This window comes from Capnocytophaga canis (genome assembly GCF_000827555.1).
GTDB classification, from domain to species: Bacteria; Bacteroidota; Bacteroidia; order Flavobacteriales; family Flavobacteriaceae; genus Capnocytophaga; species Capnocytophaga canis.
The window spans coordinates 1-25577 of sequence record NZ_CDOI01000206.1; the positions used below are offsets into that span (position 1 = coordinate 1).

Sequence of the window (25577 nt, forward strand, 5' to 3'; positions counted from 1 at the left end):
TTCAAGACCTACTTTACTACAACTCCCTTGAAAGCTAACAAAAATACTTAATAAAAGTAGAAATTTCACTATTATCTTTTTCATAACACCCCCCATTTAATTAGTCATAAACCAAAAACCAAGGATTCCACACTTGTACAGCGGTATAGTTTATTTCTTCGTTAATATCTCGCTTTCTATCTTTTATAAGTGTTTCATTATCTATTTGTAGAAATTTGTAATTTCTCCAAAGATACCCCCCGTTTGCTACCGCTCCATAAGCCAATGTCCAATGCAACTGACCATTAGCAGCTAAAAAAAAAGACTTTCCACCGATCATTTAGAAAGTATCTTGTTGTAATTAAATGTTTCTTAAAAAAACTCTTTGGAGTAACACTTCTTTTCTTGACATGCCATCAAGGATAGAAATCCTATGGCAAAAAATAACCTTCTAATAAGAACAAAAATTTATACACGTCACAAAGCTAAGCCAAGTTATTTTAATAAGCAAATTTACACATCATTTTTCTTCTTGCTTAAACATAAATATTTTATAATGAATAAGTTATAAGTAAAATTATTTTTATAAAATCTTAATAAATATAAAATCCAGGTTTTTTTTGTAATTTTTAATATGTCTGAAAATACACTTTTCAATTCTTGATTAATCCCGATTCGATAAATATTTTTTTGGAGTAACTCCATATTTCTTTTTAAAAGCCGCAATAAAATGACTTGGAGTGCTATATCCTATTTTGGAACTTATTTCATTGATATTCATATCTTTACCCTCCAATAATTTTCGTGCAATTTCCATTTTATAATCGAACAAAAAAGCGTAAACTGAATCACCATAAATCTGCTTAAACCCTTCCTTTAACTTCTTAATATTCAATCCTATTTCATTGGAAAGTTCCTGTAAAGTAGGCGGTTCAATCATACGACCAATAATAATCTCTTTAGCTTTATGAATCTTAGCAATACTTTCTTCATCAGCCAAAAACGGACACTGCTCAATATCAGCTTCATTGGAACGATTAAAATAGAGCGCAAGTAGTTCATACACTTTCGCTTTCATATAAAAAGGCTGTAAATTTTTCTGAAAATTAGCATTCATTATCTGATGTAGTACCACCATAATAGCGGGTGCAATTTTGTCTTCCTTATAATACTTCTTGTCTCTATTTTCAAGACTTAAAAAATCCACATAACTCGCTTCATCGGAAAGTAACTTATGAAACTTTTGAATTGATATAAAAACCGAAACAATTTGTGACTTTGGCTCGACAATTTGATGCAGAGGTAAAGCCTGTTGTGGATTGTAAAGCAACAACATACATTCCGCATGTAGCGGTTTCTTGTAGTTCCCATGATTAAACAGAAATTGAGCTAATCCCTTGATATTGAAATGATACTGAATAAAATTCTGAGGAATTTCTTTTTTTATTTCTAAAGGCTCAGCTGTGTCATTTCCTATTTTTAAAAGGATGATATCCTCGCTAATAAGCACCACTTCAGAAGTACTTCCTGCGGTATTTTTTGAAAAAAAATATTGTAAATTTTTCATGTGATTTTATTTAGATTTGTTCTATATTTCCGTATATTCATTTTACTTAAAATACACATTATCAGTATAATAATTGCAAATATACAATAAAAAAAATAAACGCGTACTCAAAGAGACAAAAAAAGTTCTTTTAGCGTTATTTTTATATTTCACTTGTGATTATTTTTGCGAAAGAATTAGCGAAGAATATTTTATGAATCAATATCATTTATCAAAGAGCAAAAGTTTTTACTGCATTGGGTTAAGCTACAAAAAAGCGGACGCTACAATGCGTGGTACTTTCAGTTTATCTTCTGAAAATAAGGCACTTTTGTTAGATGAGGCTAAGGCACAAGGCATTCAGGAGTTGTTAGTGATATCGACTTGTAATCGTACAGAGTTATATGGATATGCTGAACATCCTTTCCAGTTGATTCAATTGCTATGCGAATTTTCAAACGGTTCAGTGGACGATTTTCAAAAAATTGGATACATTTACAAAAACCGGGATGCTGTACAACATATTTTTCGAGTAGGGACTGGGCTAGATAGCCAAATTTTAGGTGACTTTGAAATCATCGGACAGATAAAACAAAGCTCTTCAGTTTCTCGCCAAAAAGGATTGTTAAGTACTTTTTTAGAACGCTTGATTAACAGCGTTATCAACGCCAGTAAACGCATCAAAAACGAGACGAATTTATCGGCAGGTGCAGCCTCTGTTTCGTTTGCTGCAGTACAATATATCTTGCAGAATGTGGCAAACATTTCTGAAAAAAACATCTTGCTATATGGCGTAGGAAAAATTGGGCGTAACACTTGCGAAAACCTTATCAAGCATACTCAAAACAATCATATTACTCTCATTAATAGAACTCGAAAAAAAGCTGAACAAGTGGCTGGAAAGTTCAACGTGTTGGTAAAAAATGAAAATGATTTGACCTCTGAGATTGCTAATGCAGATGTGTTGGTTGTGGCTACGGGAGCTCCACAACCTACTGTACACAAACAACTTATCGCAGAAAACAAAAAACTTTTAATTTTGGATTTGTCCATCCCTAAAAACGTAAACGAAAATGTGAAAGAGCTTTCGGGCGTAACGTTGGTTCACATGGATGCACTTTCAAAATTAACAGATGAAACTTTGGAACGCCGTAAAGAAGCCGTACCTAACGCTTTGCTGATTATTGAAGAGGTGAAAAATGAATTTTTCGAGTGGATGAATAGCCGTAAGTTTGCTCCTACTATTAAAGCATTGAAAAATAAATTAGAAAGCTTAAAACTTGCTGAATTGGATTTTCAACGCAAAAAAATCAACAACTTCAACGAAGAACAGGCTGAAATTATCAGTAATCGCATCATCCAAAAAATAACTACACAATTTGTAAACCACCTAAAAGACTCACAAACAGCTGACGAAACCATCAGCTGGATGCAACAAGTATTTCAGTTGGATGTAGAAGCTGTTTAAGGAATCTTCTGCCGTAATCTTTTTGACTGAATTAGAACAGATCTTTCTCCTTCAGATCTATAATCAGTTATAAAACATCTTTTAACTATTGAAGCTTCAGGGTTTTGAATCAATTAGTTGCTTTGTTGCTTACTTAATTTTTTTTCATATCTTTGTCCAAATAAAACCAAAATAGTTATGTACAATTTATTAAAAGGAAAAAGAGGAATCATTTTTGGAGCATTAGACGAAAATTCAATAGCTTGGAAAACAGCAGAACGTGTTCACGCCGAAGGAGGTAAATTCGTGCTTACGAATGCACCAATCGCAATGCGTATGGGACAAATCAAGCAATTGGCAGAAAAAACAGGCTCAGAAATCATCCCTGCAGACGCTACCAATATGGACGATTTACAGAACTTGGTAACCAAATCAATGGAAATTTTAGGCGGTAAAATTGATTTCGTATTGCACTCTATCGGGATGTCTGTCAATGTTCGTAAAAACATTCCTTACACCGAATCAAACTATGACTTTACTGAAAAGGGCTGGGATGTTTCGGCATTATCTTTCCATAAAGTGTGTCAAGTTTTGTACAAAAATGATGCAATGAACGAATGGGGAAGCATCGTCGCATTATCATATATGGCGGCTCAACGAACATTCCCTGACTATAATGATATGGCAGATAACAAGGCTTACTTGGAATCAATTGCTCGTAGCTTTGGATATTTCTTCGGAAAAGAGAAAAAAGTGCGTGTAAACACCATTTCACAGTCACCAACTCCAACTACAGCTGGACAAGGAGTAAAAGGTTTTGATGGGTTTATCGCCTATGCAGAAAAAATGTCTCCATTAGGGAACGCTACCGCACAAGATTGTGCTGACTACACTGTGAGTTTGTTCTCTGATTTAACACGAAAAGTTACAATGCAAAACCTTTTCCACGATGGAGGATTCTCTAACACAGGTGTAAGTCAAGAAGTTATAGAAAAATTCAGTTAGTTTTCCAAAAAATATACGCTAAAGGATTTACATTCAAGCTCATACCTATAAGCATTTATACTTTTGGAAAGCAACATTATAAAATAAAAATTTCGACTGTATTGTGGATTTGATACAGTCGAGGTTTTTGTTGTTTCATGAGGTATACTTTTAAAATAAAGATACATCTCTCCTTGATTTAAGTTGAGATTTTTTGTGTTATGCTAAAAAAAATCATCGTATTCCCTTTTGTGCTGTTGGTTCAGTTTTACCAGATTTTCATCTCCCCCTTGAAACCACCTACGTGTCGTTACACACCTACCTGTTCAAGTTATACCATCGAAGCTCTAAAAAAACACGGACTAGTCAAAGGAGGTTGGTTAGCAATAAAACGCATTTTTAGTTGCCATCCTTGGGGAGGAAAAGGTTATGACCCTGTACCTTAATCAGATATAAAAAAAACAAAAACAATGAATTGGGAAGATTTACTTTCACTAAATCGCTTTGGCGATACTAAAAAACGTCTCAGAAAAGGGCAAGATGAAAATCGCCTTAACTTTGATGTGGACTATGATCGCGTAGTCTTTTCAAGTGCTTTTCGCAGTTTACAGGACAAAACCCAAGTGATTCCTCTGTCAAAAACAGGATTCGTACACACACGCCTAACACATAGCATTGAGGTTTCGGTGGTAGGTCGTAGTTTAGGTCGTAGTATCGGAACGCACGTGCTTAATAGATTACCTCACATGCAAGAACTCGGTTATTTGGCCAATGATTTTGGTGCAATTGTAGCGGCTGCATCTGTTGCTCACGACATTGGGAATCCTCCATTCGGACACAGTGGAGAAAAAGCTATTGGGGAATTTTTCAAATATAAAAAAGGAGCTACTATCAAGCATTTACTCTCCGGAAAAGAGTATCAAGACCTTTGTAGCTTCGAAGGGAACGCCAATGGATTCCGCATTCTAAATGAATCACGCCCAGGAGTTGAAGGAGGATTGCGTTTGTCGTATGCCACCTTAGGGGCTTTTCTAAAATATCCAAAAGAATCGTTACCTGTACGTCCTACAAAGAACATTGAAGACAAAAAATACAGTGTTTTTCAGTCGGAAAGTGCTTTTTTTAAAGAAGTCGCAAACGAACTAAAAATGCGCTCAAATTCAGATGATTACACACTTAGATATGCACGACATCCGTTAGCCTTTCTGGTTGAAGCTGCCGATGATATTTGCTACACCATCATAGATTTTGAAGACGGCATCAATTTGGGACTTATCCCCGAAGATTTAGCCTTGGAATACCTCGGAAAGTTAATCAATGAGCGAATCAACACCCAAAAATACAGCAAATTATGTACACGAGAAGAGCGTATCGCTTATTTACGTGCTATAGCTATTGGAACCTTGATTCACGAGGCAACTAACATATTCATCGAAAATGAAAAAACAATCTTAGCGGGAGAATTTCACAGTTCATTGCTCAGCAAAAGTGTGTTTAGATCTCAAATTGAAGACATTATAAACATCAGTATTTCACATGTTTACCATTCTAAAGAAGTTATCGAAAAAGAAATTTCGGGTTACACCATACTTCAAGACCTGCTTGAAATCTTTTTCACAGCAACTTTAAATGATTTCAATGGCAAAAAAAATACATTTGATGAACTTATCTTGAAAATAATTCCCGAAACTTATAAAAAAGATTCTTCACTGTACAACCGAGTTATGGGAGTTACCTGCTATGTAGCAAGTCTTACCGATTCCAAAGCTGTGGAGTTGCATTCAAAAATTAGGGGATAGTAAGCACATATCTTTATGAAAGTATTAGTAATCGACAATTACGACAGTTTTGTTTTTAATTTAGTACACTATCTTGAAGATTTAGGGTGCGAAGTAGTTGTAAAACGCAACGATGAAATATCTTTAACAGAGGTAGCTGATTTCCACAAAATCCTACTATCTCCTGGTCCAGGCATCCCAGACGAGGCAGGGTTAATGAAAGTTATCATTGAAAAATACGCTCCTTCAAAAAGTATACTTGGAGTCTGTTTAGGGCAACAGGCTATCGGCGAGGTTTTTGGAGGAACACTAATGAATCTTCCTAAGGTTTTCCATGGAGTAACCTCTCAAGTAACTGTCATAGAGGAAGATCTCTTGTTCAAAAATATGCCTAAACAGTTCACAGTGGGTCGCTATCATTCATGGGTAGTTTCATCCGTATCTGATTCACTATCCGTAACTTCTGTTGATGAAAATGGGTATATCATGTCGCTCCGTCATAAAGAATATGACATTCGAGGGGTACAATATCACCCTGAATCAATTCTTACTCCCTTCGGCAAAACGATACTGAAAAATTGGATTGAAAATTAAAACATCTCTTGCCTATAAGCGTAAAAATACTTACATTTGCGTGGTTATTAACTCTAAATGTTTTATTTATGGATACAAATCAGAATCCAACATTCAATTATAACAAGAACCCCATATTCGATCAGCGTTCAGAACTTAAACAACCTATCAGCGCTACGGTTGTGTATGTATTGGCGATTATCGGAATCGTTTTCTCTTTTTGCTGTGGCGTAGGTTTGATTCCTGCCGTTATTGCTGTATTAATAGCAAGTACAAGAATCAATCAATACAATAGCAATCCGGAGATGTACTTAGGCATTGATAATTTAAAAACAGCAAGGACTGTTGCATATATCAGTGTAATAATCAGCGTGTTGATGGTCTTATTATCTATCTACCTAATTGCTATCGTGGGATTGGAAGGAATTGAACAAATGACTGAAGAAATGCCTTATAATCATTTTGATTAGTTTTTAAAATTACTATTCTAAGCAAAAAGGCTTATGCAGTTAAACTGAGAAAACACTCGTAAACCTTGCATAGAGCTTTCTTTAGTCACATTGAGACTGGTACAAAAAAGTTAAAAATTATACGTAAAACATCGTATTTCTGAGAAAATTCTTAGATTCCTTCGATAAATATTTATTAAAAATGAAAACATTTACATTACTCTGGGGAGGTATATACGGAATCACCTCTATCATTTTAGGAGCTTTTGGGGCACACGCTTTCAAAAAAATCCTGTCAGTTGAACGATTAGCAAGTTTTGAAGTAGGTGTGAAATATCAAATGTATTCGGCTTTATTGTTACTCATCATTGGATTCTTCTTAAAGTTTGAATCTTCTTTAGAAAAATGGACTTCCATTTTAGTGATTTTGGGAACATTTTTCTTCTCTGTAAGCATCTACTTTTTATCGTTTCAAGAACATTGGGGTGTCAGTTTGCGTTTTTTAGGGCCTATTACTCCTATCGGTGGTACACTAATGATTATAGGTTGGGGATTATTAATCGCTTATTTTATCAAGTCAAAAGCCTAAACACATTTCAAGATGAAACATATTTTTCAAAAGGCACTGCCCCATTTGGTGGCAGTTGTGCTTTTTATAGCTATAGCTTTGGCTTTTTTTTATCCAGTAATGCAAGGTAAAACCATTTTCCAAAGCGATATAGTACAGTATACCGGTATGGCGAAGGAACGAAACGACTTCCGACTAAGTCAAAATGAGGAATCTTACTGGACAAACAGTGCTTTCGGAGGGATGCCTACTTATCAATTGGGAGCTAATTATTCATACGATTTTATCAAAAAAATAGACAAAGCTATTCGCTTTCTACCTCGTCCCGCTGATTATTTATTTCTTTATTTTATTGGGCTTTACGTCTTATTGCTTACCCTAAAAGTAGATATGCGAACTGCCTTTATAGGTTCAATAGCCTTTGGACTTTCTACCTACTTGATTATTATACTCGGTGTGGGACACAATGCCAAAGCTCATGCCATAGGTTATTTCGCACCCGTACTTGCTGGTATCTTACTGATTTTCAGAAAAAAATATCTTTGGGGAGGGTTGCTAACAGCCTTTGCTCTGGCTCTCGAAATCAATGCAAATCACTTGCAAATGACGTACTATCTGATGTTATTAGTACTCGTTTTTGGAGGTTTTATGCTATATAAAGCATGTAAAAACAAAGAATTAAATAATTTTTTGAAAGCTACAGCCACACTCGTTGGAGCTGTTATTTTGAGTGTACTCACCAACGCTACATCGCTTTTAGCAACTCAAGAATACACACAGTGGAGTACACGTGGCAAATCGGAACTAACGATTTCTCCAGACGGAACTAATAAATTAAATAGCGGATTATCAAAAGACTACATTACGGAATACAGCTACGGATTGGCAGAATCGCTAAACCTTATCGTTCCAAGATTGTTCGGAGGTTCAAACAATGAAGCTCTCGGAAAGGATTCAAAAACCTACGATTTTTTGGTAAAACAAGGCGTTCCTCCAACTCAAGCATTGGAATTTACAAACGGATTGCCTACATATTGGGGAACTCAACCCATAGTTGCCGCTCCAGCCTATATAGGAGTAATCATCTTTTTCTTTTTCGTGTTATCTTTATTTTTAGTCAAAGGTTACAAAAAATGGTGGCTATTAACAGGAAGTATCATGGCATTGGTACTTTCATGGGGAAAAAATTTCGACATCTTAACAAATATGATGATTGATTATTTCCCGCTATATAACAAATTCCGCGCAGTTTCGTCTATTCAAGTAATTTTGGAATTGTGTGTACCGATTTTAGCAATGCTTGGTCTGTATCGATTTTTGAAAAATACGACTGAAGAAAATAAAAAACCGCTTTTGTACACCGTTTGTATTACCTTTGGCATCGTAATTTTACTACTACTCGGCAAGGGACTCTTTGATTTTAAAGGAGTTAGCGACACTTTATATGAACAATATTACGGACGCGAAGTCGTAGCGATGATTCAAGAAGATCGGCAGTCCATGTATACCAGCGATTTGCTCCGTAGCACCATCTTTATGTTACTTACTATATTGTTTTTGAATTTATATCAATACAAAAAGATATCCGAAAAGGGAGTACAAATAGCTCTACTATTACTCATCATTTTAGATTTAGGAGGCGTAGCAAGACGTTATGTAGATGAGAAAGATTTTGTATCAACACATCGGATGAAACAACCCTTTGAAGCTACACAAGCTGATAATATGATATTAGAAGACAAATCTGTTTACCGAGTGTACGAACCTGAAGTAGGCATCAACGGAGCAAGGACTTCATATTTCCATCATTCTATTGGGGGATACCACGCCGCTAAACCAAAACATTTGCAAGAGTTATTTGAATATCAGATTTCAAACCGAAATACAGAAGTGCTTAACATGCTCAATGTTAAATACATACTTATGCATAACGAAAATGGACAACTCCAACCGATGCAGAATGGGGGCGCTTTAGGCAATGCTTGGTTTGTAAATAAAATAATTACCAAAGACACCAACGATGAAGTGATGCAAGGGCTTTCGGATTTTAACCCGAGAACTGAAGCCATCGTCTTGACAAAAGAGGTGGGAAATTTAAATTTCAAATCATCGACAATGGATAGTACTGCAACTATAGTACTGAAAAATTACAAACCAAACAAATTAGAGTATAAAACTGATAATCAACAAAAAGGGTTTGCCGTATTCTCCGAAATGCACTACCCTCACGGTTGGATTGCAACCTTAGATGGCATAGAAGTACCTCACTACAGGGTGAACTATCTTTTGCGTGGAATGGAAGTTCCTGCAGGAAAACATACTATCACCTTTGAGTTCAAACCTCAAGTAGTAGCCACTGGAACTAAAATCACCTTAGCTGGAAATGTATTGTTGATTTTGTGGTTGCTGGGAGCAGGAGTCGTTTTTTACAAGAATAGACGTACAAAAACAGACAAAAAATAGAATAAACTGTCCGAAAAGTTATTTTTCTAAGCATCATCATTTCGAATAGGCAACAAACGAAATGATAACAAAAGAATCAACTTTTCGGACAATTTTTTTTGGAGTAAAGCACCACTAAAATTACTACTCATCTTCTTTATATTCGAAAATATCAGCAGGTTGGCAGTCAAGTGCTTTACAAATCGCTTCAAGGGTGCTAAATCGGATGGCTTTGGCTTTTCCTGTTTTCAAAATGGAAAGGTTGGAAAGCGTTAAACCTACTTTTTCCGAAAGCTCATTTAACGATATTTTTCGCTTTGCCATCATTACATCTAAATTTACAATAATTGGCATAATATCAAATAGTTAAATCGTTTTCTTCCTTCATTTTTGTACTTATTTTAAGCACTTGACTCAAAGTCATAAATAACAAACCCACAGCTATCTTAAACAACACAGGATTTGTATCCAATCGGAATCCTATATTTTTGCGTTCTATAACGCTATAAATCATTAAAGAAATATCAGTACATATAGTTATGATTATCAGTAGAATTCCTATTTTATTCAAGTTTTTAACCACTTTTTCGTTAAAAATTCGTACTCGAAGAAATAAGTATGCAGTTTTTCTGAAAAGATAAAGAATATATATGAACAAAAGATAACCAATATACCAAAGCCAAAGCACAATTTTAGCGAATAATGTGTCAGCCGTAACATCATAACCGTTCACTCTGATGGTCTCTTCCAAAAAGAATGAAATAAAACTCAAAACCCCGAAAATTGATAAAATAAATAGCAAGTCGAGAATAGTTTTTAGAATAAATATTTTTCGCATAATATCAAATAGTTAAATCGTTTTCTTCTTGTAAATCTGTTCCTTTTTTAAAAATGTAAGCAAGTACATACATAGTTGACCCTAAAAGAAGTATTATTCCCATATCCGATGCCGTTCTACGGTTAAATTCTTGGTATGACGGGGTGTTAATAAAAATAAAATCACTTATGGCTTGAAAAATAAATATGAAGCAACTCAAAGAAATAGCTATTTTGCTTATTTTTAGAAAATTGTCAGCTAATTTCTCTTTAAAAAACGAGTTGCTTACATTTAATTTTGAGACAGATTTAGCCGTTATCAAACTCATATAAATTTTTGAAAAGGCAATAATTAACTCAAAAAAAACAATAATTCCGTGATAAATTGGGTGATTTTGGAAGAACATCAATTTTCTACCCCAGCTTGATGTGTTGTTCTCTCTCGAAAAAATCAAAGGAGATATGAATTCGAACAACATTCGTATTGCATCAAAAGAAAATATCACTAATATCAACCAAACAGTTAATTTAATGAGTTGAACATCGGAAGATGTAATCTTTTTCATTGTATCTGATTTTAAAATTATGATGCAAATATAATAAATTTTTATCGAAAAACAATAAATATTTATTATATTATTTGATTAAGAAATATAAAAAATAAGCATGGATTATTTCAGGAACCTCGACTAAATATGAGTTCTTATTGAAGCTATTATGGGCAAAGAATAAAAAAAGCCCCGAAGTGGAGCTTTTCTTATAAAATGTATTCTATGATTATCTTTTGCTAATCTCAACAAAAGATCTTTCTGTACTTCCTACGTACACTTGGCGTGGTCTTCCGATTGGCTCTCCACCTTGACGCATCTCTTTCCATTGAGCTATCCAACCAGGTAAACGTCCAATAGCAAACAAAACGGTAAACATTTCCACATGCATTCCCAACGCTCGGTAGATAATTCCTGAATAGAAATCCACGTTTGGATACAAGTTTCTTGATTTGAAATACTCATCCTCCAAGGCTACTTTTTCTAAATGTTTGGCAATATCAAAAATTGGGTCATCAATTCCAAGTGAATTCAATACGTCATCCGCAGCTGCTTTGATGATTTTAGCACGAGGATCAAAATTTTTGTACACTCGGTGTCCAAAGCCCATCAAACGGAATGGATCATCCTTGTCTTTTGCTTTTCTGATATATTTTTCTACATCACCTCCATCGGCTTTAATATCTTCCAACATTTCTACTACAGCTTGATTAGCTCCTCCATGAAGAGGCCCCCAAAGAGCAGAAACTCCAGACGAAATAGTAGCAAATAAACCTGCATGAGACGAACCTACCAAGCGAACGGTAGAAGTTGAACAGTTTTGCTCGTGATCACCATGCAGAATTAGCAATTTATTCAACGCACTTGCTACTCTTGGATTCACCTTGTACTTATTTGTTGGGATGGCAAACATCATATTTAGAATATTATCGATGTATTCCATATCATTGTTATAGTAGTTCAATGGAAGTCCTTCTCGTTTGCGATACACCCACGATGCCAATACTGGAATTTTTGCCATCACTTTACATACAGCTTCGTACACATCTTTCTCACAAGATACGTCCACTGCCTTAGGATTGAAAGCTACCAAAGCACTGATCACCGATGACAACACTCCCATTGGGTGGGCTGTTTTCGGGAAACCATCTAAAATACCTTTCATCTCCTCATGAATCATTGTGTACTTATGAATGGTAGTGATGAACTTTTCATACTCAGCTTTGGTTGGTAAATCCCCAAAAATCAGCAAATAAGCCACTTCCAAGAAATCTGCTTTCTCAGCTAACTCCTCAATATTATATCCTCTATAACGTAAAATTCCTTTTTCTCCATCCAAAAAAGTAATTGCACTTTTACAAGCTCCAGTATTTTTATAACCTGAATCCAAGGTAATCAACCCTGTTAAAGCACGTAATTTCTCAATGTCAATTGCTTTTTCATTTTCGGTTCCTGTAATCACTGGAAATTCATATTCTTTTCCGTCAAAGACTAATTTTGCTGTTTCTGCCATAAGTTTAATTATAAAGTTTTATTTTAGTAATATCGTTTTTTCGCTTAAAACGTGGCTAATATACAAAAAACTTTTCTGATCAACAAAAATTTTTATCCATTTTTTTTAACGCAGTTACTTTTTGGACAGTTTCATTAACGGATTCTTAGCCCCTTTTTAAACGAAAATATAAAAAAAATAGCTTTCCGCTTTTTTTCGAAAACCCGACCTTTCACATCTGTTTATCTGTTACTCTTACAATTTACTTCTTCTACATTTTTAAAGATATTGAGAAAAAGCAAAACATTTTGTGGGTATCTACCTCACGTATCGAAATTCAAAAAAACATTATTTTCTTGAAACATAGATACAACATTCTAAAAGTAAAATCCTAACTACTAATCTTATAACTTAGACTCATCTATCAATATCAAACAACCGTTACTCTCTATACTATCTAAATCGTTGACAGGCACATACAAATGATTTTTGTGAAAAAGAATTCTTGAGCCTAAATTTTGATTATCGTATGTCAGTAAATAAACTTTGGTTTTGTTATTATTCCTATCGTGTTTAACGTAGTGTATTTTTCTTTGAAAAAGAAACGTAAATCTCAAAAAATCGGAATCTTCATAAACGTTCTGCACAAGGGAAGCATACTTGTTTATGTTCTCAGGCTGATTCGTAAACTGAATCAATTCATAGAATTCTTTTTTCTTAACATCCAAAGGAATTGATTTCTCTTGAAAATCCACAATATATTTGGGAAAGCATTCTTGTTTTTCTGTGATTGTAAAAATAGTATCATTAAGTATTTCCCAAAACAACATATTTTTGCCGTCTCCCACATTAAAATTATTTAGAGAAAAAAAACTATGAGCCAACCACCTATTTTTAATATTCTTTTCAATGCTATAATCTTCCTTTAAAATGCTATATGAAGGAGTTTTTCTATGACTACCCCCATACATATTTTTTGAAATAAACTTCCCATCGGACAAAGGATAGATAAAATTTGGAGTTATACTATCATATCTATCGCTCAAGTTTATAGTTGATTTGTATCTACCTTGAAAATCGTAAATAATCATCCGTTTTGTCTGATCATCATATATAAAAACATCATCTCCCTTTATGAAGAAAGAATTAAAATTACTATATTCATCGGGGGCTGCTCCCTTTGAGCCTATTTGGGATAGAAACCTCCCTTGTTCGTCAAAAAGAAAAAGATTACTTAAAGAGCGTATTAAAAAACCTTGACCATTCAAAACAATTTCATCCAAGTTTCCTAACATCGATTCTTCTGAAAACTCAAAACAGACCTTTCTTTCAATATGTTGAGATAAGTCAACGTTCTCAATTTTATCAAAATCAATAAGAATTTTGCAAAACTCCTCCCTGTCTTCTTTTTTTTCACAACCAAAAATGAAAAAAGATATAAGTAGACAAAATAAAATAGAATGTTTCATACGAAAAAACGTTTAGTTATTCTACGAACAAAAATATAAAAATATTTGAAATGCCTATTGTCATGAAATTAGAAAGTTATCGCCTAAATTTGAAAAAGAGAACATAGCATTCTCATAATCTCTATTTTTTTAAAAAAAAGGGCGAAAAATCTTTCGCCCTTATGTTATACTAATTTCACCAATAAATTATCGCCTTGTTTCTCAACCGAAGCTACTTTTTTGCTGGTCAGTCCTTTGATGGTTTTATCCCATTTTTTGTTAGACAATCCCGATTGGGCTTTTAACTCTTCCAACGGAAGAACTTCCGCTTTTTGGAGGATTTCAAACACCATTTTTTCGTCTTCGTTTAACTCTACTGTCTGTGCGGCTTTCGCTTCAGGCTTCATTTGTGGAAAGAAAAGTACTTCTTGTATACTTTCGTTGTTGGTCAGGAACATTATGAGTCTGTCCATTCCGATTCCTAAGCCTGATGTTGGAGGCATACCAAATTCTAACGCTCGTAAAAAGTCTTGGTCGATGAACATCGCCTCATCATCGCCACGCTCAGAAAGTGCCATCTGTGCCTCGAAACGTTCGCGTTGGTCGATGGGGTCATTTAACTCGGAATATGCATTGGCGATTTCTTTTCCGCAGACCATCAGCTCGAAACGCTCAGTCAGATTGGGGTCGTTGCGATGTTCTTTGGTCAGTGGCGACATTTCTTTCGGATAATCCGTGATAAATGTAGGTTGAATGAAATTTCCTTCGCATTTCTCACCGAAAATCTCGTCTATTAGTTTGCCTTTGCCCATTGTGTCATCAACCTCAATCCCGATAGATTTAGCAAAATCGAACAATTCTTTCTCGGTTTTTCCTGTGATGTCAAACCCTGTGAATTTTTGAATGGCTTCGGTCATCGTAACTCGCGGATACGGAGCTTTGAAATCAATTTCGTGTTTGCCGAAAGTAGCTTTGGTTGAACCATTTACGGCAATAGCACAATGCTCCAACAATTGTTCGGTAAACTCCATCATCCAATGGTAGTCTTTATATGCCACATAAATTTCCATTGCGGTAAATTCAGGGTTGTGAGTTCTGTCCATTCCTTCGTTTCGGAAGTTTTTCGAGAACTCGTACACGCCGTCAAATCCTCCCACGATAAGTCTTTTCAGATACAATTCGTTGGCAATTCGCATATACAAAGGAATGTCCAAAGAATTGTGATGCGTGATGAACGGACGAGCCGCCGCTCCTCCCGGAATGGATTGTAAAATAGGTGTTTCCACTTCCATATAACCACGTTCATTGAAAAACTGACGCATTGCATTGAAAAGTTTGGTACGTTTGATGAAAACTTCTTTTACCTGCGGATTTACCACCAAATCCACGTAACGCATACGATAGCGAAGTTCGGGGTCGGTGAAGGCGTCAAAGGTATTTCCATCGGCATCGGTTTTAGGAAGCGGCAACGGACGAAGTACCTTGCTTAGTAGTTTGAAGTTTTTTACCCGTACTGATTTTTCACCCACTTGTGTAAGGAAAAGTTCGCCTTCCACACCGATGAAATCACCCAAGTCGAGCAATTTTTTAAATACTTCATTGTAAAGGGTTTTGTCTTCGTCAGGACAAATTTCATCACGATTGATATAGAGCTGTACGCGTCCTTGGCTGTCTTGTAATGAAGCAAAAGAGGCTTTTCCTTGAATACGGACAGACATTAGTCGCCCTGCCAAAGTTACCTTCTTTCCCTCTTGAAAACCCGATTTTACATCGGCAGAAGTTGTATCAACAGGGTACAATTCCGCTGGATACGGATTGATACCCAATTCTTTTAATTTATCAAGTTTTTCTCTACGGATGATTTCTTGTTCTGAAAGTTGCATATAATTAATCGATTTTGTTGTATATTTTCTTTGAAGATAAACATATTATTGATTTAAAAAAGCCATCGTTTTCTGGAAAAACTCATCTGGATTTTGTGCATGTAGCCAGTGTCCTGATTTTGAAACCATTTCAATTTTTGCATTTGGAAAATGTTGTTTAATCAGAGGTTCATCGCTTGGCATCACATATTCCGAAAACTCTCCTTTTAGGAATAGAATTTTCCCATCGAAAGTGTTATTTTTCGGTAATTCAACTCCAATTTCATACTCATTTTCCATAAGAGCTTCTAAATTAAAGCGAAAATCCAATTGATCTTTTGTTTTCCAAAATAAATTTTTTAGTAAAAATTGTCTTACATCAGCTTGGCTGACGTAGAAAGATAGTTGCTTGTCGGCTTCCGAACGCGATTTGACAACTTCAAAATCAATCGAAGCTAATCCTTGTAAAATTTGTTGATGATGTGGTGGATAAAATTTTGGTGCAATATCAGCAACAATCACAGAATCAATCATGTTCGGATACTCCGTAGCAAATAACATTGCTGTTTTTCCTCCCATAGAGTGTCCAATTAAATCGAAAAGAGTGATGTTTTTCACTTGGGCATAATGCCTCAAATCTTCTGTTAGAATAGAATAGCTAAATTCTTGGTGATGAAAACTGTGTCCATGATTCCGTTGGTCGATAAGGTGTACCTCATACCCTGCTTCGGCATATTTGATTCCTAAAGTTCGCCAATTGTCCGACATGCCAAGAAATCCGTGTAAAATAAACAACGGTTTCCCTTCGCCTATGATTTGTGAATGCAATACGTTCATTGCTCAATTTTGTGTGTTATATTCTTTTCGGCAAAGATACTTCTAAAATATGAAAATTCAACTTATTGATAAATAAAAAACAAAAAAAACGTTTTTGGAACGATTTTCGCTGTAAAAAATAATAGGAAATTAACCACTAATTTTATGAAAAAAATAATATATATTTTTATAAGTTTATGTTTGCTAACAGCTTGTAATGAAACAGATAACAACCAAAAATCGGCTAAAAATCTGCATTTGCCACAGTCTATAGGGCAATTAAATTCTTTAGCCGTAGTCATTGACAATACGCTTTGGGAAGGTTTTGTGGGGGATACTATCCGAAAATATTTTGCCTCGCCTTTAGAAGGTCTTCCAACCGAAGAACCAATTTTTTTATTACATCAGATTCCTCCACAAATTTTTACGGATAACACTCGAAATAGTAGGAATGTATTGATTATCAGTCAAGATTCACTTAATAAATCATTCGTAAAAGAGAATTTGTATGCACGTCCTCAAAAAGTGGGTGTTATCAAAGGTAAAACAAAACGAGACATCAGTTGTGAGATTCAAGAGCATTTTGCCAAAATGATAGAAGAATTTAGGGATAACGATATTAAGGAAGCTCAATCACGATTCCAAAAATCTTTGAATAAAGAAACGGCATTGCAGGAAAAATTAGGCTTTTCGCTCACAATGCCCTCTGTTTACAAAATTGTGAAGCAAGAAAATAATTTCTTCTGGATAGAACGTCAAATTAAGGGGGGAACTTCCAACTTAATTGTTTATGAGATGCCTATCAATAGCATACCAAAAGACAATAGCCGAGCTGAAACCATCGTAAGAATGCGTGATTCCATCGGTGAACGATACATACCAGGTAGAAAAGAAGGTATGTACATGATTACCGAAACATCCTTTGCTCCTAGCATTACAGATATGAAAATTAAAAACAGGAATGCTATGGAAAGTCGTGGTTTGTGGGAAATGAAAAATTTCTTTTTAGGAGGACCTTACCTGAATTATATTATCGAAGATGTTCCTAATAACCGTTTAGTCGTACTTGAAGGCTTCATTTTAGCTCCAAGAATAGAAAAGAGAGATTATCTATTTGAATTAGAAGCTATTGTAAAATCCATTGAGTTTGCAAAGTAATTTGTTACTTAATTTTTTGGTGTAAAAGATAGTTTTCGTTTGTGGGAATTGTTCGTTTTCTTTTTTGCAGTCAAAAGCGTTTGAAATGGATAAAGTATCCCTAAAAGTAGGTATTTTAAAATTAATCTTATATCTTTGGGGTTTAATTTTGAATACAAGACAATTTGCAATTCTACAACACAAATGAAAACACTTATCAAAGATGTACATATTATCAATGAGAATCAAGTGATTAGAGGTGATATACTCATTGAAGGAGAACGAATAGCCAAAATAGCACCCAATATTACAGCGGAAAACGGATACACAGTTATCGAAGGAAAAGGGCATTACTTATTGCCAGGAGTAATTGATGATCAAGTTCATTTTAGAGAACCTGGGTTGACGCACAAAGCCAATATAGCTTCCGAAAGTGCAGCGGCTGTTGCGGGAGGAGTAACTACTTTTTTTGAACAACCCAACACTGTTCCCCAAACCACAACTATTGATCTTTTGGAAGAAAAATTTGAAATTGCATCGAAAACTTCTTTCGCTAATTTTTCGTTTTTTCTTGGTGGAACGAATGATAATTTAGAGGAACTAAAGCGATTAGATCGCAAGGCTTGTGTGGGTATTAAACTATTTTTAGGCTCTTCCACAGGGAATATGTTGGTAGATAATGAGCAAACTATTGAACGTATTTTTTCGAATGTGGATATGGTTATAGCTACCCATTGTGAGGATGAGCAAACCATCCGGCACAACATGGAGCGTTACTCTCAACAGTTTGGTTCCCAAATACCTATACAAGTTCATCCTTTAATTCGAAGCCATGAAGCTTGTTATTTATCTTCGTCTAAAGCTGTTTCCTTAGCTCAAAAAACAGGAGCGAGATTACACGTTTTTCATCTTTCAACAGCTCAAGAAACTCATCTTTTCAGAAATGATATTCCTTTGAAAGATAAAAAGATAACTGCGGAAGTATGTGTACATCATTTGTGGTTTTCCGATGCTGATTACGATCAAAAGGGAAGCCTCATTAAATGGAATCCAGCGGTCAAAACGGCTAATGATCGTGAGAGCTTGTGGGAAGCCTTGTTAGACGACCGTCTGGATGTAATTGCTACCGATCATGCTCCTCATACACTCGAAGAAAAGCAAAATCAAGAATATCATAAAATTCCCTCGGGAGGCCCTTTGGTGCAACATTCGTTAGTAGCAATACTTGAGCAACATCATAAAGGACGTATCTCAATTCAGAAAATAGTTGAAAAAATGTGCCACAATCCCGCAATTTTATTTGAAGTGAAGGATAGAGGGTTTATTCGTGAAGGGTATTATGCTGATTTAGTTTTAGTTGATTTGAATAGTCCGTGGAAAGTGACCACAGAGAATATTTTGTACAAATGTGGATGGTCTCCTTTTACAGATTCTGTGTTCAAATCAAAAATCAGAACCACATTCGTTAATGGAAAAATGGTATACAATGATGGAATTATTATTGGAGAGGCGGCTGGAAAACGCGTTACTTTTAATAGATAAGTTATGAAAATAAGATTATATATTTTGATTATTCTATGTTTTTCGGTGCTGTCATGTGGTGAAAATATTGTAAAAAAGCCTCAAAAATTTCTTTCGGAAAGAGAAATGCAGAATTTGATGTATGATTTAATCCTTTTAGACGCTATAAAAAGTACAGATTACACAATGATGGACACATTAAATATCTCTTTTCAGGAATTGATATACAAAAAATATGAAATTGACAGTTTAATTTTAGCTCAAAATATGGAATATTATGCTTCTTTTCCTCAAAAATATGATACAATAATCAAAAATGTTGAGTTACGATTGAAACGAGAACGAGATAGCATCATTCCAGAAATTGATGCAACATCAGTCACACCTTTAGAAGTAGACTAAAAAATACAGAACCTTGGAAAGTCATCTATTATCTCCGCCTTTTTTATCCTGGATTTTCCCATTATTCCTCTTTGTTTTTGGGGTTATAGCCTTTATGAAAATGGTTTATCCCAATCATTTTTCGGAATATGTAAAATTACCATTAAATGATAAGTACATTGTGATTTACGAGAAAAAAGAACGAAAAATACATCTTTTTACGTTTTTTCTATTTTTTTTGCAATGGTTTTCGTTGAGCTTATTTTTCTATGTTTGTGGACAGATATATGATCTACAGTTTCCTGTTAGTACTGGATTTTTATTTTTAGACATCGCTGTATTACTTCTGTTGCTTTTAGGTTTAAAGCTTGTTGTACAAACTTCTATAGCTCAAGTGTTTGAGTTGAGAGGGTTTAGTAAGGGGTACATGTTTAGTCGTATAGCATATTCAAGTTATGGAGCTATTTTGGTGGTTGTAGTGTTATTCTTTATTCTATATGCAGTGTCTTTAGAAAAAAGATACATCTATTTACTTTTCGGCATACTATTAATAATCAACGTATTAGGTTGGATTTCGATTGTAAAATCCAATCAAAAGATGATAAAACCTTACATTATTTATTTTATTTTGTATCTTTGCACCCTTGAAATAGCACCGTATGTCTTCTTTATCTATGGGATTAGATTTTTATAGAAACAAATTCGGTGAACTAATAACATCCGTAGGATTTATTTAGCACAAAGCAAACAGTAATTATTTATGAAAGTAAAAAGTATCTTGGTTTCACAACCAGAGCCGAAGGCAGAAAACTCTCCGTATGCTCATATTATTGAAAATCAAAGGGTTAAAATTGATTTTATTCCATTCATAAAAGTCGAAGGGGTTAGTGCTAAAGATATACGTTTACAGAAAATAGATTTAACAAAATTTTCTGCTATTATATTAACCAGCAGAAAATCTGTGGATCATTATTTTAGAATTGCAGAAGAAATGCGTTTTAAGGTGCCTGATACCATGAAATATTTCTGTCAATCTGAAGCGATTGCATTCTACTTGCAAAAGTACATCACTTACAGAAAAAGAAAAATTTATGTAGGAAAGAAAGAGTTTTCTGATTTGTTGCCTATTTTGAAAAAATACAAAGAGGAAAACTTCTTATTCCCCGGTTCAGATACTTGTAAGGCAGAACTTGCTACAGCTCTTAATGATTTGAAAATCAAATGGGAAAGAGCAATTTTTTATAGGACTGTTCATTCTGATTTATCAGGAATAAGCAACTTTAATTACGACATTTTGGCTTTCTTTAGTCCTGCAGGTATTGAATCGTTGTTTAAAAACTTTCCTAATTTCACCCAGAATAACACAAAAATAGCCGTTTATGGTGATTCAACTTTAAAAGCAGCCCAAGAGGCGGGGTTGGTCATCGACATAAAGGCTCCTTCTCCTGAAACGCCTTCAATGACAATGGCTTTGGAGCAGTATATTTCAAAAGTAAATGGAAAAAAATAGTTAGGGCGATCAATGATACAAGTTATATAATCTGAAGGCAAGTTAGTGGAATCTAATTTGCCTTTAGCTTTTAGTACAACACTAAAGTTTTATCCTATTCCATGAAATGACCTGAGTGCCATCGGAATAGTGACAAAGGTGATAGTTAGGTGATAAAGAAATGTTTTTCAGATGATAATTTACATTTAATTTGTTTATTTTCAGACCTCTAAGATTCCATTCTTGATGATGTATGTCATACCGAAACAAAGATTCTTTTATATCCAAAAACAGGCAATAACGTTCTGTAAGCCAAAGGTCTAAAGGCGTCTTTTCAAATATAATTTCCTCTATGTCAAATGATACGTCCAAATGGAAATTCTTCTTTTTGTTTTCTGAATTATATTGATTATCAGCACGTTTTATCGTTGCAAACTCGTATGGAAGTCCTGATAAGCATTTCGCTACAATAGCTGATAGTAGTTTTCCTGCTTCAATATTTAAAAAATAGACACCTTTTTTACCATCTTTTTCTACATACGTTCGGATATTTATCTCATGAAAGTCAGAAATAAAGGAAATGGCGGGTAGTTGCTTTGGTCTTATTTTCTCCATAGTGAATGCTACTAACGAGATGTAGCAATCATTATTGTAACTATCTAATTGTAAGCCGGTTGGAACTAATTGACGTAACAACTCATAAGGTACTTTATAATGTAAAAACAAGGCTCGATTCCACTCTTGATAGTATGTCCAATTGCCTTTCGGAAGTGGATATGGTCGATGTTCGTTGTTTTTTAAAATGTTTGTGATAATGCTCATTTTAGATTTGTTCCGTTATTTTCTCTTCTTTTGGAAAAGCTTTTTTGTTGAACATAAGCAATAGCCCTACCGCAACGCATATGGCAGAATCGGCAACATTGAAAACTGGTTCAAAAAACTGAAAACGGTTACCTCCCCAAATTGGCAACCATTCAGGAAGAGTAGTGTCAATCAAAGGGAAGTAGAACATGTCTACTACTTTGCCGTGAAACCAAGTCCCATAGGGTTGTTCTGAGAACGGAGTCGCTACGTTGTTGTAGCTATGGTCAAAAATCACTCCGTAGAAAACAGAATCAATAATATTACCTAATGCTCCTGCTAAAATCATTGATATAGAAGTGATTAAAATAGGATGTCGTTGCTTTTTTATGGATGATATCAACCAATAGCCTATCCCGAAAACCGCAAAAATACGAAAAAGTGTTAAGGCTAGTTTTCCATAAACTCCGGGGATTTCAGCTCCCCATGCGGCTCCGTTGTTTTCAATGAAATAGATTTTAAACCAACTAAAAACGTCTACACTTTCATTCAGAATAAAATTTGTTTTAATGTATATTTTACTAACTTGGTCAATGATTAATATCGCAAGAATGATAAAAATGGCGTGTTTTAATTTCATAGAATTATAAGTATATGAGGGGCAAAAGTAAGTCTTTTTTGGTAAATAAGCTAAAAAACTTAGTATTGAACTTACTTAAATTTGCATTTACTAATAGGTTTAAAATTTCAACAATTGTGTAAAGAATCAATTTTGGTTACATGAATTTCAATAACTCTTCGAGATGCTCTCGGCTATTGGAAAGTCGTGGCACTTTGTTTTGTCCCCCTAGTTTTCCTTTGTTTTTGAGCCAATCATGAAACAGATTTTGTCGGGCTACATGAACGGTAGGCATGTTAAGAGTCATGTTATTATAACGCTTAGCTTCGTAGTCGGAGTTTACTTTTTTGAGTTCTTCATCTAATATTTCGGTGAATTTTTCGATGTTCAAAGGTTCTTTATCGAACTCAATGATCCACTCATGTCCGCCTTTGAGTTTATCTTTCATGAAGATAGGAGCTACTGTATAATCTTTCACATGGCTATTGGTAAGTTCACAAGCTTTTTTTAGTCCTTTTTCCGTATTTTCGATAATAAGTTCTTCTCCAAAAACATTGATAAAGTGCTTGGTACGTCCTGTAATTTTGATACGATAAGGTGAAACAGAGGTGAAACGAATCGTATCTCCGATGATGTATCGCCAAAGTCCTGCATTTGTGGTGATTACCATTGCGTAGTTCTTTCCGAGTTCTACTTCGGATAGAGGAATCACTTTTTGTTGGTTGGTTCCGAAAGTATCCATCGGAATAAATTCGTAGAACACACCATAGTCTAGCATCAAAAGCAATTCATCGGAATTATTTCTGTCTTGAATCCCGAAAAATCCTTCTGAGGCATTGTAAATTTCATAGTAGCGGAAAGTATCAGAAGGGATTATTTTTTTGTATTGTTCGCGATATGGGACAAAACTAACTCCTCCGTGAAAATATACTTCCAAATTTTTCCATATTTCGAGTAAATTATTTTTTCCAGTTTCTTCTAACACTCGGTTGAGTAGGACAAGCATCCATGAGGGAACTCCAGCCATGCTGGTTACATTTGCGTTTTTAGCTTCTTTGACAATAGCTTGTAGTTTTGTTTCCCATTCGCTCATGAGCGACACCTTATTGCTTGGAGTAGAACTAAATTCTGCCCAAAATGGTAAGTTTTCAATTAGTATTGCTGATAAATCACCGAAATAAGTGCCGTTCTCTTGATATAGTTCTTTGCTTCCTCCAAGGCGTAAACTCTTACCTGTAAATAGATTAGAGTTTTCATTATTGTTTAAGTATAAACAAAGCATATCTTTGCCTGATTTGTAATGACAATCCTGCAAAGCCTCTTCGCTGACGGGAATAAATTTACTCTTAGCATTAGTTGTCCCACTACTTTTAGCAAACCATTTGATGGGAGAATGCCAAAGAACGTTACGTTCACCCTTTCTGGCTCGGTCAATATAGGGTTCAAATTCCTCGTAGGTTACCAAGGGTGTATTTTGTACGAATTGCTGGTAATTTTCGATTTCGGAAAAACCATATTTTTTTCCAATTTCGGTGTCTTTAGCAGCGTTTAGCAATTCCGCTAAAACACGCTCCTGTGTCTGGTGGGGGTTATTTACAAATTGCTGAATTTGGTCAATACGTCGTCTTAAAAACCAAGAGGTTATCGAATTAAATAGTGCTAATGGCATTTTTAATGTTTTTTAAAATTGATTGAAACTCCCGATATGATTTGTTCAATTGTTTTTTTATCTCTCGCATATCGTTTGTATAATAGATTTTGATAATCAGAACTTTACATAGTTTTGTTGTTGTTTATCAAATACATTTTTCTCAAAAGTTATTACGAATCTGTTAAAATTAAAAATTCCTTAATACAAACAGAATGAATAAAATCTAAATTTTGCACAGTCCTAAACTTCCGTAAAAATGAGGGGTAAATTCTAATTGAAATAAAACATGTTCCTGAAATTATTACTTTTGCAACACAAATGATTATATCATCGAATATATATTCTGAATATACCACCTTCTAAAATCGGGTAAATTTAATAAAAAAAATAGATATGTTTCAAGGAGTATTACAAAAAATGATGACCGAAATGGCAAATCCTGTACGCTACTACTTGCAATTGGAGAACGATTTTTTATCGGTCAATAGTTTGCTAAATCAACAGATTAAAATAGAATTATCTCATTTTCAATGTTTAAGCTGCGGAAATAACGAACCTATTTTTCGACAAGGGTTTTGCAAAAAATGTTTTTTTGAAATTCCACAAGCCGCCGATTGGATTATGCATCCAGAACTTAGCAAAGCTCATTTAGATATTGAAGATCGGGATTTGGACTACGAAAAACAGATGCAACTGCAACCTCATTATGTGTATTTGGCAAATTCAAGTAAAGTGAAGGTGGGGGTTACGCGTCATTCACAGGTGCCTACACGCTGGATAGATCAAGGAGCTCATGAAGCTTTGGTAATAGCTGAACTTCCAAACCGTTATTTGGCAGGAATTACTGAAGTTGCTTTGAAAGAGCATGTTTCGGATAAAACCGATTGGCGAAAAATGCTTACGAATACTCTGGAAGATATTGATTTAAAAGAAATTAGAAATCAGCTGTTTACATTCTTTCCTAAGGAAACGAAATCTTATTTTATTGACAATGGTGAAGAGGTTCATATCCAATTTCCTGTGGAACAGTTTCCTCAGAAGGTACATTCTCTTAATTTAATCAATACGCCAGTGTACAATGGAGTGTTGAAAGGAATCAAGGGACAGTACCTCATCTTTGAAGATGGGACGGTTTTCAATGTGCGAGGTAATGAGGGGTATTACGTAAAGTTCTCTATGTAGGAAATGTGTTTGTATCTTTGAACGACAACGTAGGTTCTAGAATGTATA

General features: G+C 34.8%; 26 protein-coding genes. 14 read left to right on the forward strand and 12 right to left on the reverse strand.

What is annotated here, in order from left to right; all coding sequences use genetic code 11:
* Positions 1-100: 100 nt before the first annotated feature.
* Together CCAND38_RS10920 and CCAND38_RS10925 are read right to left on the reverse strand one after the other, a co-directional pair.
* A complete protein-coding gene (locus CCAND38_RS10920; RefSeq protein ID WP_042345438.1) occupies positions 101-319 on the reverse strand; it encodes a hypothetical protein in 219 nt (72 codons plus the stop codon).
* A gap of 324 nt (positions 320-643) precedes the next feature.
* Positions 644-1546, reverse strand: coding sequence for an AraC family transcriptional regulator (locus CCAND38_RS10925; RefSeq protein WP_042345440.1), 903 nt, complete (start codon positions 1544-1546; stop codon positions 644-646).
* 193 nt (positions 1547-1739) lie between these two features.
* Between CCAND38_RS10925 and hemA the strand changes: the two genes are divergently transcribed.
* From hemA to CCAND38_RS10965, 8 genes are all read left to right on the forward strand, one after another.
* The gene (gene hemA, locus CCAND38_RS10930) at positions 1740-2993 is read left to right on the forward strand and encodes a glutamyl-tRNA reductase (protein WP_042010309.1); all 1254 of its coding nucleotides are present in this window, start codon (positions 1740-1742) and stop codon (positions 2991-2993) included.
* 177 nt (positions 2994-3170) lie between these two features.
* Complete coding sequence (locus CCAND38_RS10935) at positions 3171-3977, forward strand: enoyl-ACP reductase FabI (protein ID WP_042010276.1); 807 nt, start codon at positions 3171-3173, stop codon at positions 3975-3977.
* Between the two features lie 200 nt (positions 3978-4177).
* Positions 4178-4402 carry a membrane protein insertion efficiency factor YidD gene (gene yidD / locus CCAND38_RS10940; RefSeq protein WP_042345442.1) on the forward strand — a complete coding sequence of 75 codons (225 nt, stop codon included), beginning with the start codon at positions 4178-4180 and terminating at the stop codon, positions 4400-4402.
* A 24-nt stretch (positions 4403-4426) separates the two neighbouring features.
* Positions 4427-5755 (forward strand): dGTP triphosphohydrolase, encoded by a 1329-nt coding sequence (dgt, locus tag CCAND38_RS10945; protein ID WP_042345445.1) that lies wholly within the window; start codon positions 4427-4429, stop codon positions 5753-5755.
* A gap of 15 nt (positions 5756-5770) precedes the next feature.
* Entirely contained in the window at positions 5771-6328 is a 558-nt protein-coding gene (locus CCAND38_RS10950; protein ID WP_042345447.1) for an anthranilate synthase component II, read from the forward strand.
* Between the two features lie 68 nt (positions 6329-6396).
* Positions 6397-6777 carry a CCC motif membrane protein gene (locus CCAND38_RS10955; protein WP_052458244.1) on the forward strand — a complete coding sequence of 127 codons (381 nt, stop codon included), beginning with the start codon at positions 6397-6399 and terminating at the stop codon, positions 6775-6777.
* A gap of 181 nt (positions 6778-6958) precedes the next feature.
* On the forward strand, positions 6959-7345 hold the full coding sequence (locus CCAND38_RS10960) for a DUF423 domain-containing protein (protein WP_042010265.1): 387 nt from the start codon (positions 6959-6961) through the stop codon (positions 7343-7345).
* 12 nt (positions 7346-7357) lie between these two features.
* Positions 7358-9787, forward strand: a complete 2430-nt coding sequence (locus CCAND38_RS10965) for a YfhO family protein (RefSeq protein ID WP_042345449.1) — start codon at positions 7358-7360, stop codon at positions 9785-9787.
* A 123-nt stretch (positions 9788-9910) separates the two neighbouring features.
* On the opposite strand, the gene CCAND38_RS10970 is transcribed toward CCAND38_RS10965, so the two are convergent.
* From CCAND38_RS10970 to CCAND38_RS11000, 7 genes are all read right to left on the reverse strand, one after another.
* On the reverse strand, positions 9911-10120 hold the full coding sequence (locus CCAND38_RS10970; protein WP_042345451.1) for a helix-turn-helix domain-containing protein: 210 nt from the start codon (positions 10118-10120) through the stop codon (positions 9911-9913).
* A gap of 4 nt (positions 10121-10124) precedes the next feature.
* Positions 10125-10604, reverse strand: coding sequence for a DUF2975 domain-containing protein (locus tag CCAND38_RS10975; RefSeq protein WP_042345453.1), 480 nt, complete (start codon positions 10602-10604; stop codon positions 10125-10127).
* A gap of 4 nt (positions 10605-10608) precedes the next feature.
* Complete coding sequence (locus CCAND38_RS10980) at positions 10609-11148, reverse strand: DUF2975 domain-containing protein (protein WP_042345455.1); 540 nt, start codon at positions 11146-11148, stop codon at positions 10609-10611.
* 211 nt (positions 11149-11359) lie between these two features.
* On the reverse strand, positions 11360-12643 hold the full coding sequence (locus CCAND38_RS10985; protein ID WP_042345457.1) for a citrate synthase: 1284 nt from the start codon (positions 12641-12643) through the stop codon (positions 11360-11362).
* Positions 12644-13026: 383 nt separating this feature from the next.
* Entirely contained in the window at positions 13027-14091 is a 1065-nt protein-coding gene (locus CCAND38_RS10990; protein WP_042345459.1) for a DUF4934 domain-containing protein, read from the reverse strand.
* 164 nt (positions 14092-14255) lie between these two features.
* Positions 14256-15953 carry a lysine--tRNA ligase gene (gene lysS / locus CCAND38_RS10995; protein ID WP_042345460.1) on the reverse strand — a complete coding sequence of 566 codons (1698 nt, stop codon included), beginning with the start codon at positions 15951-15953 and terminating at the stop codon, positions 14256-14258.
* Between the two features lie 45 nt (positions 15954-15998).
* A complete protein-coding gene (locus tag CCAND38_RS11000) occupies positions 15999-16769 on the reverse strand; it encodes an alpha/beta fold hydrolase (RefSeq protein ID WP_042345462.1) in 771 nt (256 codons plus the stop codon).
* A gap of 144 nt (positions 16770-16913) precedes the next feature.
* On the opposite strand from CCAND38_RS11000, the gene CCAND38_RS11005 reads away from it, so the two are divergent.
* The 5 genes from CCAND38_RS11005 (at position 16914) to CCAND38_RS11025 (ending at position 21297) form a co-directional block, all read left to right on the forward strand.
* Positions 16914-17906, forward strand: coding sequence for a DUF4837 family protein (locus CCAND38_RS11005; RefSeq protein ID WP_042010239.1), 993 nt, complete (start codon positions 16914-16916; stop codon positions 17904-17906).
* 183 nt (positions 17907-18089) lie between these two features.
* Positions 18090-19427, forward strand: coding sequence for a dihydroorotase (locus tag CCAND38_RS11010; RefSeq protein WP_042345464.1), 1338 nt, complete (start codon positions 18090-18092; stop codon positions 19425-19427).
* 3 nt (positions 19428-19430) lie between these two features.
* Positions 19431-19808, forward strand: coding sequence for a DUF4296 domain-containing protein (locus CCAND38_RS11015; RefSeq protein WP_042010233.1), 378 nt, complete (start codon positions 19431-19433; stop codon positions 19806-19808).
* Between the two features lie 13 nt (positions 19809-19821).
* A complete protein-coding gene (locus CCAND38_RS11020; protein WP_042345466.1) occupies positions 19822-20481 on the forward strand; it encodes a DUF4271 domain-containing protein in 660 nt (219 codons plus the stop codon).
* Positions 20482-20547: 66 nt separating this feature from the next.
* The gene (locus tag CCAND38_RS11025) at positions 20548-21297 is read left to right on the forward strand and encodes a uroporphyrinogen-III synthase (protein WP_042010227.1); all 750 of its coding nucleotides are present in this window, start codon (positions 20548-20550) and stop codon (positions 21295-21297) included.
* An 81-nt stretch (positions 21298-21378) separates the two neighbouring features.
* On the opposite strand, the gene CCAND38_RS11030 is transcribed toward CCAND38_RS11025, so the two are convergent.
* From CCAND38_RS11030 to CCAND38_RS11040, 3 genes are all read right to left on the reverse strand, one after another.
* Entirely contained in the window at positions 21379-22098 is a 720-nt protein-coding gene (locus CCAND38_RS11030; protein WP_042345468.1) for a YqjF family protein, read from the reverse strand.
* A gap of 1 nt (position 22099) precedes the next feature.
* Positions 22100-22717 (reverse strand): lipoprotein signal peptidase, encoded by a 618-nt coding sequence (locus CCAND38_RS11035; RefSeq protein WP_042345470.1) that lies wholly within the window; start codon positions 22715-22717, stop codon positions 22100-22102.
* A 136-nt stretch (positions 22718-22853) separates the two neighbouring features.
* Positions 22854-24365 (reverse strand): GH3 auxin-responsive promoter family protein, encoded by a 1512-nt coding sequence (locus tag CCAND38_RS11040; protein WP_042345472.1) that lies wholly within the window; start codon positions 24363-24365, stop codon positions 22854-22856.
* A 375-nt stretch (positions 24366-24740) separates the two neighbouring features.
* Between CCAND38_RS11040 and CCAND38_RS11045 the strand changes: the two genes are divergently transcribed.
* Positions 24741-25529 carry a DUF2797 domain-containing protein gene (locus tag CCAND38_RS11045; protein WP_042345474.1) on the forward strand — a complete coding sequence of 263 codons (789 nt, stop codon included), beginning with the start codon at positions 24741-24743 and terminating at the stop codon, positions 25527-25529.
* The last annotated feature ends 48 nt before the right edge of the window (positions 25530-25577 follow it).

What these genes read in the sequence shown, in the direction of transcription:
- CCAND38_RS10920 (WP_042345438.1), bottom strand. Translation starts at nt 319, where the DNA reads ATGATCGGTGGAAAGTCTTTTTTTTTAGCTGCTAATGGTCAGTTGCAT.
- CCAND38_RS10925 (WP_042345440.1), bottom strand. Translation starts at nt 1,546, where the DNA reads ATGAAAAATTTACAATATTTTTTTTCAAAAAATACCGCAGGAAGTACT.
- hemA (WP_042010309.1), top strand. Translation starts at nt 1,740, where the DNA reads ATGAATCAATATCATTTATCAAAGAGCAAAAGTTTTTACTGCATTGGG.
- CCAND38_RS10935 (WP_042010276.1), top strand. Translation starts at nt 3,171, where the DNA reads ATGTACAATTTATTAAAAGGAAAAAGAGGAATCATTTTTGGAGCATTA.
- yidD (WP_042345442.1), top strand. Translation starts at nt 4,178, where the DNA reads ATGCTAAAAAAAATCATCGTATTCCCTTTTGTGCTGTTGGTTCAGTTT.
- dgt (WP_042345445.1), top strand. Translation starts at nt 4,427, where the DNA reads ATGAATTGGGAAGATTTACTTTCACTAAATCGCTTTGGCGATACTAAA.
- CCAND38_RS10950 (WP_042345447.1), top strand. Translation starts at nt 5,771, where the DNA reads ATGAAAGTATTAGTAATCGACAATTACGACAGTTTTGTTTTTAATTTA.
- CCAND38_RS10955 (WP_052458244.1), top strand. Translation starts at nt 6,397, where the DNA reads ATGGATACAAATCAGAATCCAACATTCAATTATAACAAGAACCCCATA.
- CCAND38_RS10960 (WP_042010265.1), top strand. Translation starts at nt 6,959, where the DNA reads ATGAAAACATTTACATTACTCTGGGGAGGTATATACGGAATCACCTCT.
- CCAND38_RS10965 (WP_042345449.1), top strand. Translation starts at nt 7,358, where the DNA reads ATGAAACATATTTTTCAAAAGGCACTGCCCCATTTGGTGGCAGTTGTG.
- CCAND38_RS10970 (WP_042345451.1), bottom strand. Translation starts at nt 10,120, where the DNA reads ATGCCAATTATTGTAAATTTAGATGTAATGATGGCAAAGCGAAAAATA.
- CCAND38_RS10975 (WP_042345453.1), bottom strand. Translation starts at nt 10,604, where the DNA reads ATGCGAAAAATATTTATTCTAAAAACTATTCTCGACTTGCTATTTATT.
- CCAND38_RS10980 (WP_042345455.1), bottom strand. Translation starts at nt 11,148, where the DNA reads ATGAAAAAGATTACATCTTCCGATGTTCAACTCATTAAATTAACTGTT.
- CCAND38_RS10985 (WP_042345457.1), bottom strand. Translation starts at nt 12,643, where the DNA reads ATGGCAGAAACAGCAAAATTAGTCTTTGACGGAAAAGAATATGAATTT.
- CCAND38_RS10990 (WP_042345459.1), bottom strand. Translation starts at nt 14,091, where the DNA reads ATGAAACATTCTATTTTATTTTGTCTACTTATATCTTTTTTCATTTTT.
- lysS (WP_042345460.1), bottom strand. Translation starts at nt 15,953, where the DNA reads ATGCAACTTTCAGAACAAGAAATCATCCGTAGAGAAAAACTTGATAAA.
- CCAND38_RS11000 (WP_042345462.1), bottom strand. Translation starts at nt 16,769, where the DNA reads ATGAACGTATTGCATTCACAAATCATAGGCGAAGGGAAACCGTTGTTT.
- CCAND38_RS11005 (WP_042010239.1), top strand. Translation starts at nt 16,914, where the DNA reads ATGAAAAAAATAATATATATTTTTATAAGTTTATGTTTGCTAACAGCT.
- CCAND38_RS11010 (WP_042345464.1), top strand. Translation starts at nt 18,090, where the DNA reads ATGAAAACACTTATCAAAGATGTACATATTATCAATGAGAATCAAGTG.
- CCAND38_RS11015 (WP_042010233.1), top strand. Translation starts at nt 19,431, where the DNA reads ATGAAAATAAGATTATATATTTTGATTATTCTATGTTTTTCGGTGCTG.
- CCAND38_RS11025 (WP_042010227.1), top strand. Translation starts at nt 20,548, where the DNA reads ATGAAAGTAAAAAGTATCTTGGTTTCACAACCAGAGCCGAAGGCAGAA.
- CCAND38_RS11030 (WP_042345468.1), bottom strand. Translation starts at nt 22,098, where the DNA reads ATGAGCATTATCACAAACATTTTAAAAAACAACGAACATCGACCATAT.
- CCAND38_RS11035 (WP_042345470.1), bottom strand. Translation starts at nt 22,717, where the DNA reads ATGAAATTAAAACACGCCATTTTTATCATTCTTGCGATATTAATCATT.
- CCAND38_RS11040 (WP_042345472.1), bottom strand. Translation starts at nt 24,365, where the DNA reads ATGCCATTAGCACTATTTAATTCGATAACCTCTTGGTTTTTAAGACGA.
- CCAND38_RS11045 (WP_042345474.1), top strand. Translation starts at nt 24,741, where the DNA reads ATGTTTCAAGGAGTATTACAAAAAATGATGACCGAAATGGCAAATCCT.